The organism is Streptomyces argenteolus, from assembly GCF_042902585.1.
In the GTDB taxonomy this organism is placed as follows: Bacteria; Actinomycetota; Actinomycetes; order Streptomycetales; family Streptomycetaceae; genus Streptomyces; species Streptomyces argenteolus.
In genome coordinates, this window is sequence record NZ_JBIBEG010000001.1 from 1331952 (window position 1) to 1350612 (window position 18661).

Sequence of the window (18661 nt, forward strand, 5' to 3'; positions counted from 1 at the left end):
CAGTCGACACAGAGGCGGGGGTCCGCCCGGCGAACCACGGGCGCTGTCCCCCGCCGTTCCGCTGTGCGTGGCCGAAGACCGGCCCCCGGGGAGCGCTCTTCGGCCACATCACAACGCCCCGTTGGATGTGCCATGGGTACGTGGGATGGTTGCCCTTCTTGCAGTGGCGGGGGGCCCATGTGAGCGAGAACCACAGCAATGGACCGATGCGCTGGGACGAGCACGCGCGCGGGGGCGCGGGCGGCTGGGTACGCGCCTCGGCGGACCCGCAGGGGCCTCCGGGCGAGCCGGCCCCTGGAGCCGACCCCGGCCAGGGACCCGCACCGGACCCCGGACCGGGACCCGCACCCGACCCGGGCCGTCGCACGTTCCCGAAGAAGCACGTCCTGCTGGCCGTCGGCGGCGGGCTGGCTTTCGCCGCCGTGGTCCTCGTCACCGCCCATGCCGTCCGCCCCTCCCCTCCCGAGGCCGGTCACTCCGCCGCCCCCTCCGTCTCCGGTTCGCCGGCACCGGCCGTCGAAGGCTCCACCGCCTCCGGCGCCGCCGGGCCGTCCGGCCCGTCCACCGCGACGGCCGAGGAACAGGCCACGGCCGTCGACGCGCTCCTGGAGCGCAGCGAGTCGGACCGCCAGCAGGTCATCGACGCCGTCAACGCCGTGGAGGCGTGTGCCTCGGAGAGCTCCGTCGCCGACGCGGGCACGGCCCTGGACGCCGCCGCCGTCCGCCGCGAGGAACTGATCACCGGCCTCGCCGAACTCGACCTGGGCGAGCTCCCGTCCGGGCCGCCCGCGGCGCGCAGCCTCCGTACGGGATGGCAGCACTCGGCCGACGCCGACCGGGCGTTCGCGGACTGGGCCCACGACGCGCGGGGCTGCTCCCCCGGCTCGGTCCCCCGCACCGCCTCGTACCGGCAGGGCGTGCGCAGCAGTGAACTCGCCACCGAGGCCAAGCAGGACTTCCTCTCGCTCTGGACGCCGATCTCCGATCGCTACGGGCTGCCGGAACGCGACACGGCACAGCTCTGACGACGGGTCACGTCCCGCCGGTACCGCGCTCTTTCTCCTTCGTCCCGACGGAAAGCCGCCTCCCGCCATGACCGATCCCCAGGGCCCACCGCCCCCGCCGCCCCCCGCACCGGTGCCGCCGACGCCTCCGCCTCCCGGCCCCGGCAGCCGCCTGTGGGAGCTGGTCCGCTCCCAGGCCGGGAACCGGCCCGGCAACGCCACGGCCTATCTGCGCGGCGCCGCCCATCTGGACCGCCGGTTCAGGAACGCCGTGGTCAAGGAGCTCGCCGAGAACCCGCACCGTCTGCCCCCGCCGTCGTACGGGGTGGATCTGGCGGCGGTCCTCAAGGAGTGCTTCGTCGCGCGCAAGGAGGTCTCCACCCGCGCCAAGCTGATGCTGGCGCTGCCCGTGCTGCTGCTTCCGCTCAGCGTCACCGGGGCGATCGTCCCGCCCCTGCTGGTCCTGTTCGTGGGGCTGCTGCGCACGGTCTGGCGCGCGCTGAAGTCCACGATGGCCGGGCGCGACCGGCCGGACGCCGATCCGAGGTCCCGCTCGGGGCAGGGCGTCGTCACGTTCCTGCTGCTGCTCGTCCTCGTCTGGGTGCTGTGGCGGGCGGTGAGTCTGTCCTTCAACGCCTTCATGCTCCTGACCGGCGGCTTGCCCGGCGGGGGCAAGCACCTCTTGGCCGCCTCGGTGGTCCTGGCGGGCTGGGCCGCCATCGCCACGGTCTACCGGTACCGCACGGAGCACCGCCTGTACCTCCTGGCCATCGGGCGGAGCGTGGAGGTCTCCGACCCTCCCGCGATCGCCCGCAGGCTCGGCGAGATCCGTGAACAGCAGGCCGACCCCGATGTCGTGTACAGCGACTACGCCCCCTTCGTCGGAGCAGGCATCGAGCTGGACCACTGGTCGTTCGCCATCGAGCTCGTACCGGACCTCATGAAGCGGGACCACGGCGCCGCCGGCCGTCGCGCCGCGTTCACCGTGCCCGAGGTCCACGCGCGGATACGCAGCGAACTGCGCCGGTTCGGCGAGGGCGTGACCTACCCGGGCGACCGGCTGCGCGGGCTCCAGGTGGACGACAACGTCATGAAGAGCGGCAAGCGGCTCGGCCCCTCCCGGGACTGGAGCGGCACCTCTCCCGGTACCCCCTTCCACGACCTCGCCCCCGAGGCCCGCGCCGAGGCCGCCGCGCTGCTCCGCACCCCACCGGACGCGCAGCCGCCCGCGACCTGGTGGCCGGACAGCCTCGACCTGTTCGCCGAGGAGCGGTTGCGCCACTACCTGACGGTCCGGGTGGGCAGTTGGGGCGACGAGGTGGTGCTCACGGTCTTCAGCCGCGTGCAGATGCAGGGCGGCCTGCTGTTCCTGGAGTCGCGGGCCTTCCTGCTCCCGCCGATCGCCCGTTTCTACCACTCCATCGACGACATCCTCCCGCCGAAGAACGCCGGGGACTGGGCCGATCTGGTCCGTGCGGCGACGGCTTCGATGTTCTCCGTGGTCGCCGACGCCCCGAACGACCTCACGGCGCCCTCGCGCACGGCCACCCGCACCGCGCAGTCCAGGATCTGGTACGACCGCATGTGCAAGACGGACCGCCCGGTCGACCACGGCCCCGCCTACTCGATCCGCGAGCTGGCGGCGGAGCCCCAGTTCCAGCAGCTCTTCCAGGAGATGGACGTTCGGCGGTTCCTGAAGAGCATCCAGACCAGGACGGTCACGGCGGTACGCAACAGCCTGAGCGACGCGGGCTACAGCACGAGCGAGTTCGACGCCCGCACCACCGTCCTCTTCGACCGCTCCGTGCACGTCAACGGAACGGTCAACGGGAACGTCCAGACGGGCGACCACGCCCGGGCCAACCACCAGACGATCACCACACCGCAGCCGCAGGTCGGTCCGGCCGGCGGCTCCACGGGTTCCAGCTGAGGGAGTCGACACGATGACGGACGCACAGGCCGGAGAAGGGCGCGGAATCCATGTGAGCGGCACGTTCACGGGGAACGCCCAGACTGGCGACAACAGCACCGCCGAGTACGTGAGCCACGCCGGAGGGGCGGCCGGGGCCGAGGGGGAATCCGCCGAGGTCCTGCGGCTGCGCGAGGCCGTCGAGGTCCTGCGCCGCCAGGTCCGCGCCCTGGATCCGGCCGAGCTGTCCTCCGCCGAGGGAACAGCCGCGGAGTCGGCGCTCGCCGAGGTCGAGGACGCGCTCCCCAGCACCGACGAAGCCGGTCAGGGCCGCGTGCGGAACGCGATCTTCACGGTGTCCGGCGCACTGGCCTCGGTCGCCTCGCTCTCCGAGTCCGTCCGAGCACTGCGGGAGGCGGCGGCCCCCTGGTTCTGACCACCCGACCCGCTCACCGTGCCGGCTGCCCTTCCCCTGCGGGGAACCGCCCCGCCGTCCGTCCGCATCACACTCTCAGGACGTTGATCCTGACCATCGTGCAGCGCGACCGGGCGGTAAGAGGCGATAGACATGACGAAGGGCCCCGCGACCGAGGACGGTGTCCCCCGCCGGGAACGGCCCGCGGACGAGGGGCGCGGCGTCGTCCGCACCGCGTTCGCCGTCCTGCGGCGCGACGGACGCCGCCTGTTCGGACGGGCGGCAGGCGTCGCGGGGGCGGCCGGGCTGGGCGGGCTGCTGGTGACGGCCGTGGGGTTCGCCGCAGCCTGGCCCGAGTTCACCGAGATGCGCCAGGGCGCGCTACAGGCCCGCGTCGACGAGGATTCCTACGCCCCCGAGGGCAGCCGCGTGAACACCCTCTGGCTCATCCTGCTCGTCTGTCTGCCGTTCCTGATCCTGCTGCTGCACCTCGGATGCGCCGCGATCCAGACCGCCGCCGTCCGGGCCCACGGCCGTTTCCGCGCGGTCCTCGGCGTGTACGCGCTGCGCGGACTGCTGGTGTGGGCCCCCGTGGTGATCGGAGTCCTGGTGGAGGAGGCATTCACCACCACCCTGTTCAGGGAACACACCGTGATCGTGCCGAAGTGGGAGTACCCCGGCCTGTTCGCCCTGCTGCGTTACGGACCACCGCTGCTGGGAGCGGCCATCGCGCTGCTGCTCCGGCTCGGCTGGACCCTGGCCCCGGCCGTCGCCGCGACGGAGAAGCTCCCGCCCCTGGCCGCGCTGCGCCGGTCCTGGTCGCTGGTGTGGGGCGGGGCAGCCGCCTGGTTCCGCACCGTGGCCGTCGCACTCCCCCTGGCCGCGCTCACCGTCAGCGCGTACCTGCTGCTCCACCAGGCCGCCCGGCCCCTGCGCTCCGGCACGGTCTCGCTCTTCCTGGACCAGGGCCCGGACAACACCTACGCCGCGTACGTCGCCGGGCTGCTCGCGCCGATCGCCGTCGCCCTGCTGCTCGCCGGTGTCCTGACGCTGCCGCCCGCGCACACCGCCTTCGCGGTACTCCACCAGCGGCTCGTCACCGACCGGGAGCGGCGGCCGGCACCCACGGCGCTCCCCCGGCCCTGACCCCGCCGGGGTGCACTCCTCAGGGCAGCCGCCCCTCCCGGTTGATCTCCGTCACCCGCGCCCGGAGGACGAGCCCCGGAGGGGCCGGCCGGACGGCCTCCGGCGGGCATTCCCACTCCGGGCCGCCGCCCGGCGGGCGCAGCTGTACGTACGGGCCGACACGGCCCATCACCCGGCCCACCCTGCCGTCACGGCCGTCCACCGCGAACGTCCCGGGCTCCGGCGTACACGGTTCCGGTCCTTCAACTGTCATGTGCCGCCGCCGCTTCCAGCTGAACACTCAGCCGCAGCGCCGTCTCGATCGAGCACCGGCCGAGGTCCACGAGCGGGTTGGGCTCGTTCCCCGCGAACGACACCGGGTCGATCCGCAGCGAAGGCAGCTTGACGCCGACCCCCGCGAGACCGGCTCTCAGCCGCTCCACCGCGTCCTCCGCGGCCCGCACTCTGCCCGCTGCCTCTTTGCGCCGTTCCGTAGCCGTCATCATGATCTTCCCCATTTCCACGCTGAGTAGTGGCTATGCCTACTCAGCGTGTCCAATTCCCCGCTACCGTGGAAGAGGTGCAGTTCCAACACCCGGACGTGTGCAACAGGGAGTCGCCTTGCCCGGACCCAAGAAGCTCGATCCCTCCTCCTCACCCCGCGCCCTCCTCGGGGCCGAGCTCCGCCACCGCAGGGAGGCGGCCGGCCTCTCGCAGGAGGACCTCGGCGCCCCGCTGTTCGTCAGCGGCTCATTCATCGGCCAGCTGGAGTCCGGTACGCGCCGCATGCAGTTGGACCAGGCCCAGAAGCTGGACGAGGTGCTGGACGCGTCCGGCTTCTTCGTACGGAACTGCGCGGCGCTGAAGAAGTCGAAGTACCCGGACCACTTCGCGGAGGCTGCGGAGGCGGAGCGCGAGGCAACCACCATCAGGGAGTACGCCCCCCTGCTGATCCCGGGCCTGTTACAGACCGAAGCCTATGCGCGGGCGGTGTTCCGGGGCGGCCTGCCAACCGCCACCGAGGAGGCCATCGACGAGCTGGTAGCGGCCAGGTTGGAGCGAGGACAGCTACTTACCGATCCAACAACGCCCCTGGTTTGGGTGGTGCTCGACGAAGCTGTCCTACGCCGCCACAAGGGTGGCGGGGCCGTGATGGCTGCGGCCCTCCGTCACATCACCGCACTGGCCGCGCGGCACCGCGTGATTGTGCAGGTCCTGCCCTTCTCCGCCGGTGCACACATGGCACTGGAAGGCCCTCTGAAACTGATGTCGTTTTCGGGCGCGCCTCCGCTTGCCTACCTACAGGGCCTGGGAACAGGGCAGTTGCAGGACGATCCAGCGACGGTCAGCCGGTACGAACTGACCTACGATCTTGTGGTGGCCAGCGCCTTGTCACCGGAAGCGTCCCTGGCCCTGATCCAATCGGTGGCGGAGGATTACGACCATGAAGATCAGCAGTTCTGACTACGACCTCTCCACGGCGACCTGGCACAAGTCCTCGTACAGCGGCGCAAGTGGCGGCGACTGCCTGGAGATCGCCACCTGGCGCAAGTCCACGTACAGCGGCGGTGACGGCGGCGACTGCCTCGAAGTCGCCGACGGCGTCCCCCACATCGTCCCCGTACGCGACTCCAAGGTCACCGACGGCCCGGCGCTCGTGTTCCGGACCGCCGCCTGGACCGCCTTCGTTTCGGGCCTCAAGCGCCCGTAGACCGCTGGTATCCCCCCGGTGGCCAGGGGAACGGCCGTCCCGCCCCGACGCGCGCCGCGTGGGGGCCGAGGGCAGGCACGCCGACGGACTGACCCGCACATCCCGGTGGATCAGCGCCCGGCGTCGCAGCGAAGTGCGATGCCGTGGCTGCCGCTGTGACCGGCCGGAAAGTACGGAGCAGCCTGCCGCGGCGAGTCGGCCCGAAGCCTCAGCGGCCCCCGGCGCACAGGGCCGCGTCGACCGCCCCCTGGAGGTGGCGCAGGCTCGTGCCTTCGGCCGCCCACGTCGTGGTGTAGACGGTCACGGTGCCGCGGTGGCCCATTGCCCGGCCGCCGCCTACCGAGTCGCCGGGCAGATCACCGCCGTGGCCCCAGTAGACGCCGCCGCAGCTGAGCGGGATCGAGGCGACGCCGTAGCCGTAGCGGCTGCCCGCCGGGTAGACGTCACGGCCGCTGACGTCGCTGGTGTCGCGGGTCATCAGGCGCGTTGCCCAGCCAGGGAGGAGCCGGCCGCCGAACAGGCCGTCCCAGAAGGCGTTGAGGTCCTCGGGTGTGGAGACGAGCCCGCCGGATGCTCCGAACTCGTAGCCCGGCAGCTCCGTCACGTCCACCCGCCCGGCCTCCGGGTGTGCCGGGTGGAAGCCGTAGTTGCGGGCGTGCGGTCCGCGCAGGTCCAGTTCGCCCGGCGCGGGCCAGTAGGTGTCGTCCAGGTGCAGCGGTCGCAGAACGGTGCGCTCGATGTAGGTGCGGAAGTCGACCCCGGCCACCTTGTCGATCACCATGCCGAGCACCAGGTAGTTGGTGTTCGAGTAACCCCAGTCGGCGCCGGGCTCGAACGCGGGCTCCGCCCGGAGCGCGAGCCCCAGATAGTCCTCGGACGTGCCGGGCGGCAGGGTCCAGTCGACAAGTGCGGTGTACTCCGGGAGCCCGGTCCTCTGCTTGAGCAACTGGCGTACGGTGATCCCGCGTCCGACAAGCTGGGGCACGTAGGTTCCCGCGCTCTCGTCGAGCCGTATCCGGCCGTCGACCACCAGGCGCATGACGGCTGCGGCGGTGAACGCCTTCGTGTTGCTGGCCACCCGGAACCGGCCCTGCTCGTCGACCATCGACCGGCCGGACTCCAGGTCGGCGACGCCCGCCACACGTGTCGTCCTGCCGTCGTACGCGAGGGCGCCCGGCACTCCGTCCCGTTCGACGAGCGCGTCCAGCTGCCGTTGCACCGGATCGGGCTGCCGGGCCGCTGCCACGGGAGCGAAGGCCCCGGTCAGTGTGGCGGCGAACAGGACTGCGGCGGCGATGCGCTTGCTCAGCATGGTTCTTCCCCCTGGTCGAGGCCCTGCTCCGTGCGGGCCGGTCGATCTCTCATGGACGACCTTGCCAGCGCCTCGGCGCGAGATCAGTACGACAACCCCCCGAACCGATGGTGCGTCCGTGTCCCTTGACACGGGAAGGATCGCCGGGTGCCGTACCGAGGGCGGCGACCTTCGTCGTACGCCGCCGCGACGAACGGTGACAGCGGTGTCCTCCCCGGGTCCCTACCGTGGGCGTGTGACTCGTGTGGATTCCCTGGCCCCCGCAACTCCAGCCCGGCAGCCCTCGGCGGTGAGGGCGCGACTGGCGTCCTGGTCTGCCGTACCGGGGCGTGCTCTCTTCGCACCAGGGATGTGGCCCACCGGGCGCATCGTGGGCGAGTCGCTTCTCAGCCTGGCCCTCACGCTGCTCGCGGTGGCCGCCGGGCTCGCGGACGACCAGGGCATGCTCCCGGCCATCGGCATCGGCCTGGCGGCCGGTCTGCTGTCGCTCCTGCGCCGTGGGCTGCCCGCCTCCGTGCTGCTGGCGACCGGTGCCGGCTCAGCGCCGTTCTTCGGTTTCGCGCCTCTGCTCCTCGTCGTCGCCTGGTCCGCCGGGCGGCGCATCGACGGCCTCGGCAGGGCCTGCGGAGCCTTCGGGCTGGCCTACGGCCTCACCCTGGCTCTGAGCATGTTGTCGGGACCGAACACGTCGTGGTCGATCCTGGCACTCGCCGCGATGTTCCTGCTGATCGCGATCCTCGTACCGGGTCTCGCGGGCCGTTACTGGTCGCAGCGCCGGACACTGACCGACACACTTCACGAGTACAACGCCCAGCTCCTGCGCGAGAGGGTGATGCTCGTCGGCCAGGCCAGGATGCTGGAACGTCAGCGCATCGCACAGGACATGCACGACAGCCTCGGCCATCAGCTCGCGCTGATCGCGGTGCACACCGGCGCGCTGGAGGTGGATCGCGAGCTGACCGGACAACAGCGCGAGGCGGTCGGCGTGCTGCGTGAGGCGTCGGTGGCCGCGATGCACGAACTGCGGGACGTCGTCGGCGTGTTGCGGGCGGGCGAGGACGCCGGGCGCACCGGGGGGAGCGCTCAGGGCGCGGGCGGTGAGGAACCGGGGACGCCGTCACGTGGGGTGGCGGGCATCGACAGCCTGGCCGAGGCCTCCCGTAGAGCCGGTTCGGACGTGGAGATCCGGCGCTCGGGCGAGGTGCGCCCGCTCGCTCCGACCGCCGACCACGCGGCCTACCGAGTGGTCCAGGAAGGGCTGACCAACGCCCACAAGCACGCTCCGGGAACTCCGATCACCATCGGGCTGCGTTACGAGCCGGACTCGCTGGTCGTGGAGGTCGCCAACGGCCCGGTGGCGGTACCCGTGGGCGGCGGTGTGGCGAGCGGACGTCAGGGTCTGACCGGCCTTGAGGAGCGGGCCCGGCTCATCGGCGGCATGGTGCACGCGGGCCCCACCGCGGACGGCGGGTTCCGGCTGGCGGGCGTACTGCCGTACACGTCGTCGGGTGACGGCTTCCCGAGCCCGCCGCCAGGCGACGCGACGCCGACGTTCGTCGCTGCGCAGAGCGACTTTCGGGCGCAGAATCCGGCGGGCTCCGCGGGCGACAGTGATCCGGTCATCGACTGGAACGCTCTCCCCAAGGAGTTGGCCAAAGCAGTGAACAGGACCAAGAGGGGCAACGGCATAGCCATCGGGTGCGGAGTGGTGGCGCTCGTCGCCGTTGTGCTCGTGATCGTGGTGGTCGTCGCGGGGGTCTTCCTCGTGCGTGAGGTGGACAAGGCGATGATCGACCCCGAGCAGTACGACGCCGTGACGGTCGGCCAGACCGAGGAATCCGTCCGCGAACTCCTTCCGCAAGGCGACTCGTTCCTGAACACCGGCCCGGGAGACGGCGCCCCTCCGGTGCCCGACGGCGCGAAGTGTCTCACCCTCCTCTCCTCCGACTTCGGCAGCAGCTGGGACGCCGAGCCGGTCTTCCGGTTCTGCTTCAAGGACGGCAAGCTGATCGAGAAGAAGTCCTTCGAGACGGCTTGAGGGGCCCCGGGCTCGCGGCCCGACGGGCAGGGCGATCGGGGATGATGAGGGCCGGATGCCCGCAGAGTTGACCGCTCAGGACCGTTCAGGAGAGTCGTGATCAGGGTTCTTGTGACGGACGACGAGCCGCTCATCCGGGCGGGCATCAGGATGATCCTGTCCTCGGCCGACGACATCGACGTGGTGGCCGAGGCGGCGAACGGCCGCGAGGCCGTCGAAGTCGCCCGCTCGCAACGGGTCGACGTCGCACTCCTCGACATCCAGATGCCGGTCATGGACGGGCTGACGGCCCTGACGGAGCTGCGCCGGACGGTCCCCGGGGTGCGGGTGCTGATACTGACGACGTTCGGGGAACGGCACAACGTGCTGCGGGCCCTGACCGAGGGAAGCGCCGGCTTCCTGCTGAAGGACTCCGCGCCCGCTGAGCTCATGCGTGCGGTGCGGGCGGCGGCGTCCGGGGAGGCGTACCTGTCCCCCGGAGCCACCCGGCACGTGGTGGACTCGCTGGCATCGGGCGGGACCACGCAGCGCGCGGAGGACGCGCGCCGCAGGCTGGAGAAGCTGACCGGCCGCGAACGGGACGTCCTGGCCCTCCTGGGCGAGGGCCTGTCCAACGCGGACGCCGGCCAGCGGATCCACATGAGCGAGGCCACGGTGAAGACCTACGTGAGCCGCATCCTGGCCAAGCTGGAGTGCGAGAACAGGGTGCAGGCCGCACTGCTCGCGCGGGACGCCGGCCTGGGTGTGTGACGCGGGGCGTCTCACACCACCCGCACCACATGCTTCCCCCGCACACCCCCCGCCTCCAGCGCCCGGTGAGCGGCGGCGATGCCGGAGAGTTCGTGGACGGTGTCCACGACGGGGCGGATGGCGCCGCTCTCCACGTAGGCGGCAAGCTTCGCGAAGAGGTCGTGCTTCGGGTTCCCGCTGAAGAAGCGGACCCGGCGTGATCCATGGGCGGTGGAGGCGAGCAGATAGGAGAGGCTCGCGGCCGGGTGGTCGATGTCGAAGGCGATGGAGACCATGCGCCCGCCGGGGGCGAGGAGCTTCCGGAAGGCCCGGTGGTCGGTGCCGACGGTGTCCAGGACGACGTCGAAGGGGCCCAGGTCGTCCGGCCCCGTGGTCCTGTAGTCGAACGCCTCGTCGGCTCCCAACTCCCGCACGAAGTCGAGGTTCTTCCCGCCGGCCAGGGCGGTCACACGGGCCCCCAGCGCCTTGCCGAGCTGTACGGCGACGCTGCCCACCCCTCCGGCGGCGCCCCGCACGAGCAGGCGCTCGCCCGCCTTCAGCCGGGCCTTGGTCTCCAGCGCGGTGATGGCGGTCGTCCCGGCGGGCAGCGACGCGGCTTCGACGAGCGAGATGTTCGCGGGGGCGTAGGAGAACCGGCGCGGCCGGACCGCGACGTACTCGGCGGCGCTTCCGAAGGTGCGGCCCAGGAGGCCCCAGACCCGGTCACCCTCGCGCAGCCCCTTCACCGCGCTGTCCACGCGGGCGATCTCACCCGCGAAGTCCATCCCTGTACGCAGGGGGAAGCGGCTGCCCGTCACCAGGCGGACGCGGCCGGCCCGGCCGTACAGCTCGCCCCCGTTGACGCTCAGCGCGTGGACGCGGACCAACACCTCGCCCTGTCGGAGTTCCGGGACCGGGACCCGGCCTTCGTAGAGCACCTCGGGAGGGCCGTAGCTGTCGTAGAGCGCCGCGCGCATATCGTCCATACGTCTCACGCTAGACGCGTAAGTGGATGGCACCCTCCATTTGGACCGAAGTGAGAAACATGCCTGATCAGACCTCTCAGAAACCCGCCGAGGCCCTGCGCTCCGACGCCCGGGAGAACCGTGAGCGCATCCTCGCCGCAGCTCGCGAGGCGTACGCCCTCCAGGGGATCGACGTGCCCATGGCGGCGATCGCCCGGCGCGCGAAGGTCGGGGTCGCCACGCTCTACCGGCGGTTCCCGACGCGCGCCGCGCTGGTGTCCGAGGCCTTCTCCGAGCAGCTCACCCACTGCGTCGCGGCCCTCGACGAAGGGCTGGACGACCCAGATCCCTGGCGCGGCTTCTGCTCGGTCGTCGAGAAGGTCTGCATGATGCAGGCGGCGGAGCGGGGCTTCACGGAGGCGTTCCTGTCCCAGTTCCCCGACCACGCCGGATACGCCGAGGAGCGCCGTCGCGCCGAGGAGGGGCTCGCCCTGCTGATCCGGCGGGCCAAGGACTGCGGGCGGTTGCGCCGGGACTTCGACGTGCAGGACTTCACGCTGCTGATCCTGGCCAACTGCGGGGCGACGACGGGAGCGGGCGAGGACGCGCCGGCCGCGTCCCGGAGGCTGGTCGGCTACCTCCTCCAGTCCTTCCGCGCCGAGGCGGCGGCCCCTCTCCCGCCTCCCGCGCCGCTGGGGCTCGACCGCATCCACGCGTAGCAGCGCAGCCGTCACCCCGTATGACGCACGTCACATTCCTCCGTGTCACAGATTGAGGGCGAGCTTGCGTCTCGTGGCCGTCATCAGGAAGCAGCGGAGAAGAGGCGGACGCGATGAACACGCACACGACGCGGGAAACGGCCCCCCACCACATCGTCGTCCTCGGCGCGGGGTACGCGGGCATGGCCGCGGCCGTCCAACTGGCCGCCAGGACCGGGCGGATCAAGACCCCGGCGACCGTCACCCTCGTGAGCGCGCAGGAACGCTTCACCGAGCGGCTGCGGCTGCACATGACGGCGACAGGCCAGGAGGTCGCGGAGCTGAGCGTCCCGGAGATGCTGGAGGGAACCGGGGCCCGCTTCGTCCGCGGCTGGGTCACGGCGTTGGACGCGGACGCGAGGACCGTGCGGATCGACGACGACCGGGTCCTGCCCTACGACACCTTGGTCTACGCCCTGGGCGGCGTCACCGACACGGCGGCGGTTCCGGGCGTCGAGGACCACGCGTTCACCCTGAGCGGCCCCGAGGAAGCACAGGCGCTGGCCGGCCGGCTGGCGCGGCTGGGCAGCGGCACCGTGGCCGTCGCGGGCAGCGGACTGACGGGCGTCGAGTCGGCCGCGGAGATCGCCGAGCGGCACCCGGAGCTCGATGTCGTCCTGGTGGGGCGCGGCGAACCGGGCGCCGCGATGAACCCGAGGGCCGGAGCGCATCTGCACGCGGCACTCGACCGGCTGGGCGTGGCCGTGCGCAGCGGGGTGGAGGTGGCCGAGGTGCTGCCCGACGCGGTCGTGTCGTCGGACGGGGAGCACATCGCCGCCGACGTGGTCCTGTGGACGAGCGGCACCCGGGTGTCACCGCTGGCGGCGGCGGCCGGGCTGGAGGTGGACGAGCGCGGGCGCATCGTCACCGACACGGCGCTGCGGTCGGTGTCGCACCCGGACGTGTACGCGGTGGGAGACGCGGCGGCGATCCGCCAGGGGTACGGAGTCATGCACGGCACCTGCCAGGGCGGGATGCCGACCGGGGTGCACGCGGCCCTGTCGATCGTCCGGGTGCTCCGGGGCAGGCAGCCCAAGCCCTTCCGCTTCGGCTACTACCACACGCCCGTGAGCCTGGGCCGTGACGACGCGGTCGTGCAGTTCACCCGGCCCGACGACAGCCCGCGGCGGATCTGCCTGACAGGCCGTGCGGCTGCCAGGTACAAGGAGACGGTGACCGCGTCGCCCTGGCCGACCTACGGCCGTATGAAGAAGATGCCCGCCTCGGGTGCGTTCTGGCCGCGCGGCGGCCGTTTCACCAGGATCCGGGGGGACCGATGAACGAGCAGGACACCGACCAGGAGCTGTTCCAGCGCTACCGGAGCCTGTTGTTCTCCGTGGCCTACCGCCTCCTCGGCTCCGCCGCCGATGCCGAGGACGCGGTGCAGGACGCCTGGATCAAGTGGTCGGCCGCCGACCGCTCCCAGGTCGCCGACCCCAAGGCGTATCTGGTGCGGATCGTGTCCCACCTGGCGATGGACCGCCTGCGTTCGACCCGGCACAAACGCGAGGTCTACGTGGGTCCGTGGCTCCCCGAGCCCATCCTCACCGGCGGGGACGCCTCGGACACGGTCCTGGACGCGGAGTCCGTGTCGATGGCGATGCTGGTGGTCCTGGAGACCCTGAGTCCTCTGGAACGCGCGGTGTTCGTGCTGAAGGAGGTCTTCGACTTCAGCCACGCCGAGATCGCGGACGCGGTGGAGCGCTCGGAGGCCGCCGTGCGGCAGGCCGCCCATCGCGCCCGCGAGCACGTCCGCGCCAGGCGCCCGCGCTTCACGGCGGACCGGGCCAGGCAGCGCGACGCGACGGAACGGTTCTTCGCCGCAGCGACCGGCGGGGACATGAACTCCCTGATGGAGCTGCTGTCCCCGGACGTCACCCTGTGGACCGACGGCGGGGGCAAGGTCCGCCAGGCCCTGCGTCCGGTCGTGGGAGCGTCCACGGTGGCAGCCTGGTTCGCGGCGATCGGAACGGTCTCGTACCAGGGCGTCGAGCCCTCCGACATGCGTGCCGATCTGGTCGAGATCAACGGCGGGACGGGCATGGTCTTCAGCGCACCGGACCGGGTGATCGCCACGGTGACGTTCGACTTCGACGCCGAGGGGCGGATCTCCGCCCTCCACAACGTCGCCAACCCCGACAAGCTGAGGGCTGTCGGCGAGGGGACGCACCACGCGATGCCCACGCGCTGAGCCGGCGCGGGGCGCCGTCGTCGGTCGTCCCGGCGATCTCCTGACGCGCCACGCCCGGGTACGCGGCGAAGGTCATCCGTCCGGGCGCGCCACGTGTGGGCATGTGCCCGGAGCTCAAGTCCTGGAGTCCGGGCGCTCTTTCAGAGGAAGGGAAGGAGGGGTCCTTTCCCCCCCACCCTCCCTCGTTCGCCACGAAGGGTTGACTTTTCGTGCTCGGCTTGCCACGGATCGTGACGACGCTCTAGCGTGCGGGGTGCAGACAGAACGACCCCCGTCGGTGCGCCAACACCAAACAGGGGTCTGACCACCTAGATCGAAGGCCCGACCTAAATGACTGTCACCCAGCTTAGTGCTGCCCCCTTGCCCCCGCAGGGCTCCACACACCCCATGGTCAACCCGGGCTACGGCAAGCGATCCGCACCGGACCAACGCCCCCGCGCCGCCGCCGACTTCGGGCACCTGCCGCCACGGGAGGCCGCCATCGCCTCGTACATCGACCGGCTTCCCGACGGCTCCGACATCTCCGTGAAGACGCTCGCCAAGGTCCTCCCGTACGGGCAGTGCGCGCTGCGGACCGCGCTCAACAGGCTCCAGGCCGCCGGGCATCTGCGCCGGGGCAGCGAGTGCGTCGCCACCGACGAGGTCATGCTCTGGGTCACCCGGACGTTCTTCTCCAGGACCGCGCGGGACGACGCGTGGTGGGCGGCGTTCACGCGGGGCGACGTACCCCGGGAGACCCCACAGCCACAGACCCGCTCACGGGCGTTCGTCCTGCTGGCCGCGCTGGGCCGCACCGCGCCCTCGCTGAGCCTGTCGGCGGCGGAGTGCGCGAGCCTGGAGCCGCAGGTCAGCGAGTGGTTCGAGCGGGGTGCCACGACCGCCGAGCTGATGCACGCCCTGACCGACGGGCTCCCCACACCCGTGCACCACGCGGCCTCACTGCTCCGCAGGCGGCTCACCGACAAGCTGCCGCCGCACCGGCCCGCCCCCGAGCGGCGCACGACGCTGCTCGCCCTGGAGTGCGGCGAGTGCCGCGCACCGGGCAGCCCGGAGGCCCTCGCGGGCGGCCTCTGCTCAGCGTGCCGGGGCGAGGCCGCTCCCGCGCCCTCAGGGCCGCCCGGCACCGTACCCACCGATGCGGTGCGGGAGCGGATGGCCTCGGTGCGGGCCGGCCTGGTGCCCCGTGCGGACAGGACGGCGTGGGGCCGGGGCCGCCGCTGAGCCCGGCCGGGCGGAGGGCCACCCCGCCTGCGCTCGGGCAGCCACGGAGGCCCGGGCTCCGGCGCGCTCGGCTTCGAGCAGGCAGCTGGCGGGCGAAGCGGCGGCCTGATCGGAGCCCTCTTGATGCGTGCGGCATCGTGCATGGAAGTCTGGCGCGCATGGACACGTTCGCGGACCGGCTCGACGGCGGGTGGGAGTGGTGGGAGGCCGCTGTCGAGGAAGCGCAGGAAGGGCGCTGGGTCCGTGACGCCGTGGAACGGCACGTCATCAAGGACATCGGCGCCGCCACGAACCCTCTCACCGGCGGGCGGACGGCCCCGTTCACCGAGGACGCGTGGCACGTGCGCATCGGGAGGATCGCGAACTGGGCCGGGGTGCTGCGACTCGCGGCCCGTTCGGGCGGATGGGTGCTCCAGCCAGTTGCCGGGCGCCGCCCCCCGCGCCCGGCAGGCATGGCCGAGCTGCTGTCCGGCATCTACGCGGTCGGTGAGCAGGGAGAACTCTGGATGAGGCAGTTCCTGAAGGGCGAGCTGCCACCGGAAGGCGAGATCGCCAAGGCTGAGGGCTTTTTCACCGGGCCGGGATCCATCGAGGACCTTGCGCTCTTCTTCTACGACTGACAAGCCGTCACTTCGCGTCCCCACCCTGTCCGGACGAGGAGGGCACCACGGCCGCCCTGGTCGGCGGGTCGTCGCAGTTGCCCTCGCGGGGGCGGCGGAGCACTCACCCGGTGGATGCGCCGACGCCGGTCCGGCACCGCCTGACCAGGCAGGACGGCCGAACGAAACCGGTCCCCGGGAGTTCCCGCCGAGGGCGAGCTCCCCGCGCCCCGGACGAGCGGGGCACTCGGCGCTGTCCTACGCTCATGCCCGCACCGGCCGCCCGTGCCGATGGATCGCACCAGCAGAGGTGGCGTGTGTCGCGTTCCCGCAGGGGCCTCCTGGCCCTCTCTCCCGCCGTGCTGGCCCTCGTGGCCTGCGGCAGGCTCGCCTTTCCGCCGGTTCCCGACGGTGAGGCCGCCGAACTGCCCCACGCCCGGGGGACCGTCACGTGGACGGACTCCAGCGGTGGCACTCTGGAGCTGAAGCCGGACGGCACCGTCGCCGCCCACCGGGTGTGCAGCGACCACGACATCATCGACGGCACAGACGCGCCCAGGTCGGGGCGGGTACCTGGACGAGCTACGAGGACGAGGGGCAGAGCCGCGTCCAAGTGTCGTTCGACGCCGACAGCACCGCCGCGACCACCTATGCGGCACTGCGCGACGGCCGGAAGCTCAAGCTCTGGACGTACGTCGGTGACCCCGACGAGGGAACGCCGCTCTGCATACTGACCACCCCCGTGGGCTGACACCTGCACGCACGACGACGCCGGCCCCCGGGAGGGTTCCTCCCGGGGGCCGGCGTCGTACAGGTACTGCGAGGAGCTGCTGATCCCGGGGGATCAGAAGTCCATGTCACCGCCCGGCATGCCGCCCGGAGCAGCCGCAGAGGCCTTCTCCGGCTTGTCGGCGATGACGGCCTCGGTGGTGAGGAAGAGCGCGGCGATGGACGCGGCGTTCTGCAGGGCGGAGCGCGTGACCTTCGCCGGGTCGATGATGCCCTCGGCGATCATGTCGACGTACTCGCCGGTCGCGGCGTTGAGGCCGTGACCGATCGGCAGGTTGCGCACCTTCTCGACGACGACTCCACCCTCGAGACCACCGTTGACGGCGATCTGCTTGAGCGGGGCCTCCAGCGCGAGCTTCACGGCGTTGGCGCCCGTGGCCTCGTCACCGGTCAGGTCGAGCTTCTCGAAGACGGCCGAGGCCTGGAGCAGAGCCACGCCACCACCGGCGACGATGCCCTCCTCGACGGCGGCCTTGGCGTTGCGCACCGCGTCCTCGATGCGGTGCTTGCGCTCCTTGAGCTCCACCTCGGTGGCGGCGCCGGCCTTGATGACGGCCACGCCGCCGGCCAGCTTCGCGAGGCGCTCCTGGAGCTTCTCGCGGTCGTAGTCCGAGTCGGAGTTCTCGATCTCGGCACGGATCTGCTTGACGCGACCCTGAACCTGGTCGCTGTCGCCGCCACCGTCGACGATCGTCGTCTCGTCCTTGGTGATGACGACCTTGCGGGCGGTGCCCAGCAGGTCCAGGCCGGCGTTCTCCAGCTTGAGACCGACCTCCTCGGAGATGACGGTGCCACCGGTGAGGATGGCGATGTCGCCGAGCATGGCCTTGCGGCGGTCACCGAAGCCCGGAGCCTTGACGGCGACGGACTTGAAGGTGCCACGGATCTTGTTGACGACCAGCGTCGACAGAGCCTCGCCCTCGACGTCCTCCGCGATGATCAGCAGGGGCTTGCCCGACTGCATGACCTTCTCCAGCAGCGGAAGGAGGTCCTTCACGTTGGAGATCTTGGAGTTGACGATCAGGATGTACGGGTCGTCGAAGGACGTCTCCATACGCTCCATGTCGGTGGCGAAGTACGCCGAGATGTAGCCCTTGTCGAAGCGCATACCCTCGGTGAGCTCCAGCTCCAGACCGAAGGTCTGGGACTCCTCGACGGTGATGACGCCTTCCTTGCCGACCTTGTCCATCGCCTCGGCGATCTTGGCGCCGATCTCGGTGTCGGCAGCGGAGATGGAGGCCGTCGAAGCGATCTGCTCCTTGGTCTCCACGTCCTTCGCCTGCTCCAGCAGAGCGGCGGAGACGGCCTCGACGGCCTTCTCGATGCCACGCTTCAGAGCCATCGGGTTGGCACCCGCGGCGACGTTGCGCAGGCCCTCGCGGACGAGCGCCTGAGCGAGAACGGTGGCGGTGGTCGTACCGTCGCCGGCGACGTCGTCCGTCTTCTTGGCGACCTCCTTGACCAGCTCCGCACCGATCTTCTCGTACGGGTCCTCGAGCTCGATCTCCTTGGCGATGGAAACACCATCGTTGGTGATCGTGGGCGCGCCCCACTTCTTCTCGAGGACGACGTTACGGCCCTTCGGGCCGAGGGTGACCTTGACGGCGTCGGCGAGCTGGTTCATCCCGCGCTCGAGACCGCGCCGTGCCTCCTCGTCGAACGCGATGATCTTGGCCATGTGAAGTGGTCCTCCCGGACAGGGGTGGATTTCTCCGGACCGAGAGGCGCCCGCGACGGACGGCCAGCGTGCTCACCGGTTCCTTGCCCCGACAAGCGTGCGGGCCTCACCGGCCCGGTCCTAAGTTCTGTCACTCTCACCTGGAGAGTGCTAACGCCAATGATTAGCACTCGACCCCTTCGAGTGCAAGCGCCTCCGAAGAAGGCTCGCTGCGAGG

Annotated in this window: 19 protein-coding genes; 14 read left to right on the forward strand and 5 right to left on the reverse strand. The window is 71.5% G+C overall.

Going from position 1 to position 18661, the window contains the following annotated elements; all coding sequences use genetic code 11:
• The first annotated feature begins 179 nt into the window (after window positions 1-179).
• The 4 genes from ACFY8O_RS06020 (at window position 180) to ACFY8O_RS06035 (ending at window position 4474) form a co-directional block, all read left to right on the forward strand.
• Window positions 180-1025: a hypothetical protein gene (locus ACFY8O_RS06020; protein ID WP_387899222.1), complete on the forward strand. Its 846-nt coding sequence runs from the start codon at window positions 180-182 to the stop codon at window positions 1023-1025.
• Between the two features lie 67 nt (window positions 1026-1092).
• The gene (locus tag ACFY8O_RS06025) at window positions 1093-2934 is read left to right on the forward strand and encodes a hypothetical protein (protein ID WP_387899225.1); all 1842 of its coding nucleotides are present in this window, start codon (window positions 1093-1095) and stop codon (window positions 2932-2934) included.
• 13 nt (window positions 2935-2947) lie between these two features.
• Window positions 2948-3349, forward strand: a complete 402-nt coding sequence (locus ACFY8O_RS06030) for a DUF5955 family protein (protein ID WP_387899228.1) — start codon at window positions 2948-2950, stop codon at window positions 3347-3349.
• 132 nt (window positions 3350-3481) lie between these two features.
• Complete coding sequence (locus ACFY8O_RS06035) at window positions 3482-4474, forward strand: hypothetical protein (RefSeq protein WP_387899230.1); 993 nt, start codon at window positions 3482-3484, stop codon at window positions 4472-4474.
• A gap of 19 nt (window positions 4475-4493) precedes the next feature.
• Here ACFY8O_RS06035 and ACFY8O_RS06040 read toward each other — a convergent pair whose 3' ends face one another.
• Both ACFY8O_RS06040 and ACFY8O_RS06045 read right to left on the reverse strand, forming a co-directional pair.
• Window positions 4494-4727, reverse strand: a complete 234-nt coding sequence (locus ACFY8O_RS06040; protein ID WP_387899233.1) for a hypothetical protein — start codon at window positions 4725-4727, stop codon at window positions 4494-4496.
• The gene (locus tag ACFY8O_RS06045) at window positions 4717-4956 is read right to left on the reverse strand and encodes a hypothetical protein (protein WP_145804873.1); all 240 of its coding nucleotides are present in this window, start codon (window positions 4954-4956) and stop codon (window positions 4717-4719) included. Before ACFY8O_RS06045 ends, ACFY8O_RS06040 begins: the two co-directional genes overlap by 11 nt.
• Before the next feature lie 118 nt (window positions 4957-5074).
• On the opposite strand from ACFY8O_RS06045, the gene ACFY8O_RS06050 reads away from it, so the two are divergent.
• Both ACFY8O_RS06050 and ACFY8O_RS06055 read left to right on the forward strand, forming a co-directional pair.
• Complete coding sequence (locus tag ACFY8O_RS06050) at window positions 5075-5917, forward strand: helix-turn-helix domain-containing protein (protein WP_387899236.1); 843 nt, start codon at window positions 5075-5077, stop codon at window positions 5915-5917.
• The gene (locus ACFY8O_RS06055) at window positions 5898-6164 is read left to right on the forward strand and encodes a DUF397 domain-containing protein (RefSeq protein WP_387899238.1); all 267 of its coding nucleotides are present in this window, start codon (window positions 5898-5900) and stop codon (window positions 6162-6164) included. The genes ACFY8O_RS06050 and ACFY8O_RS06055 overlap by 20 nt, the downstream gene beginning before the upstream one ends.
• Window positions 6165-6372: 208 nt before the next feature.
• Here the strand turns inward: ACFY8O_RS06055 and ACFY8O_RS06060 are convergent, their stop codons facing one another.
• A complete protein-coding gene (locus ACFY8O_RS06060) occupies window positions 6373-7476 on the reverse strand; it encodes a serine hydrolase domain-containing protein (protein ID WP_387899240.1) in 1104 nt (367 codons plus the stop codon).
• A gap of 349 nt (window positions 7477-7825) precedes the next feature.
• Between ACFY8O_RS06060 and ACFY8O_RS06065 the strand changes: the two genes are divergently transcribed.
• Both ACFY8O_RS06065 and ACFY8O_RS06070 read left to right on the forward strand, forming a co-directional pair.
• Window positions 7826-9514, forward strand: coding sequence for a sensor histidine kinase (locus tag ACFY8O_RS06065; protein ID WP_387899631.1), 1689 nt, complete (start codon window positions 7826-7828; stop codon window positions 9512-9514).
• Between the two features lie 96 nt (window positions 9515-9610).
• Window positions 9611-10264: a response regulator gene (locus ACFY8O_RS06070; protein WP_145804464.1), complete on the forward strand. Its 654-nt coding sequence runs from the start codon at window positions 9611-9613 to the stop codon at window positions 10262-10264.
• Window positions 10265-10275: 11 nt separating this feature from the next.
• Here ACFY8O_RS06070 and ACFY8O_RS06075 read toward each other — a convergent pair whose 3' ends face one another.
• Window positions 10276-11229: an NAD(P)-dependent alcohol dehydrogenase gene (locus tag ACFY8O_RS06075; protein WP_387899243.1), complete on the reverse strand. Its 954-nt coding sequence runs from the start codon at window positions 11227-11229 to the stop codon at window positions 10276-10278.
• 59 nt (window positions 11230-11288) lie between these two features.
• Here ACFY8O_RS06075 and ACFY8O_RS06080 point away from each other — a divergent pair, with 59 nt between their 5' ends.
• From ACFY8O_RS06080 to ACFY8O_RS06105, 6 genes are all read left to right on the forward strand, one after another.
• Window positions 11289-11927, forward strand: coding sequence for a TetR/AcrR family transcriptional regulator (locus ACFY8O_RS06080; protein WP_387899245.1), 639 nt, complete (start codon window positions 11289-11291; stop codon window positions 11925-11927).
• 113 nt (window positions 11928-12040) lie between these two features.
• Window positions 12041-13246, forward strand: coding sequence for an NAD(P)/FAD-dependent oxidoreductase (locus tag ACFY8O_RS06085; protein WP_387899246.1), 1206 nt, complete (start codon window positions 12041-12043; stop codon window positions 13244-13246).
• Window positions 13243-14157 (forward strand): RNA polymerase sigma-70 factor, encoded by a 915-nt coding sequence (locus ACFY8O_RS06090; protein WP_387899249.1) that lies wholly within the window; start codon window positions 13243-13245, stop codon window positions 14155-14157. The genes ACFY8O_RS06085 and ACFY8O_RS06090 overlap by 4 nt, the downstream gene beginning before the upstream one ends.
• Window positions 14158-14544: 387 nt before the next feature.
• Window positions 14545-15378, forward strand: coding sequence for a hypothetical protein (locus ACFY8O_RS06095; RefSeq protein ID WP_387899251.1), 834 nt, complete (start codon window positions 14545-14547; stop codon window positions 15376-15378).
• A gap of 158 nt (window positions 15379-15536) precedes the next feature.
• Window positions 15537-15998 (forward strand): hypothetical protein, encoded by a 462-nt coding sequence (locus tag ACFY8O_RS06100; RefSeq protein WP_387899253.1) that lies wholly within the window; start codon window positions 15537-15539, stop codon window positions 15996-15998.
• Window positions 15999-16590: 592 nt separating this feature from the next.
• Complete coding sequence (locus tag ACFY8O_RS06105; RefSeq protein ID WP_387899255.1) at window positions 16591-16728, forward strand: hypothetical protein; 138 nt, start codon at window positions 16591-16593, stop codon at window positions 16726-16728.
• Window positions 16729-16821: 93 nt separating this feature from the next.
• Here ACFY8O_RS06105 and groL read toward each other — a convergent pair whose 3' ends face one another.
• The gene (gene groL / locus ACFY8O_RS06110) at window positions 16822-18444 is read right to left on the reverse strand and encodes a chaperonin GroEL (RefSeq protein WP_387899257.1); all 1623 of its coding nucleotides are present in this window, start codon (window positions 18442-18444) and stop codon (window positions 16822-16824) included.
• Window positions 18445-18661 lie beyond the last annotated feature (217 nt).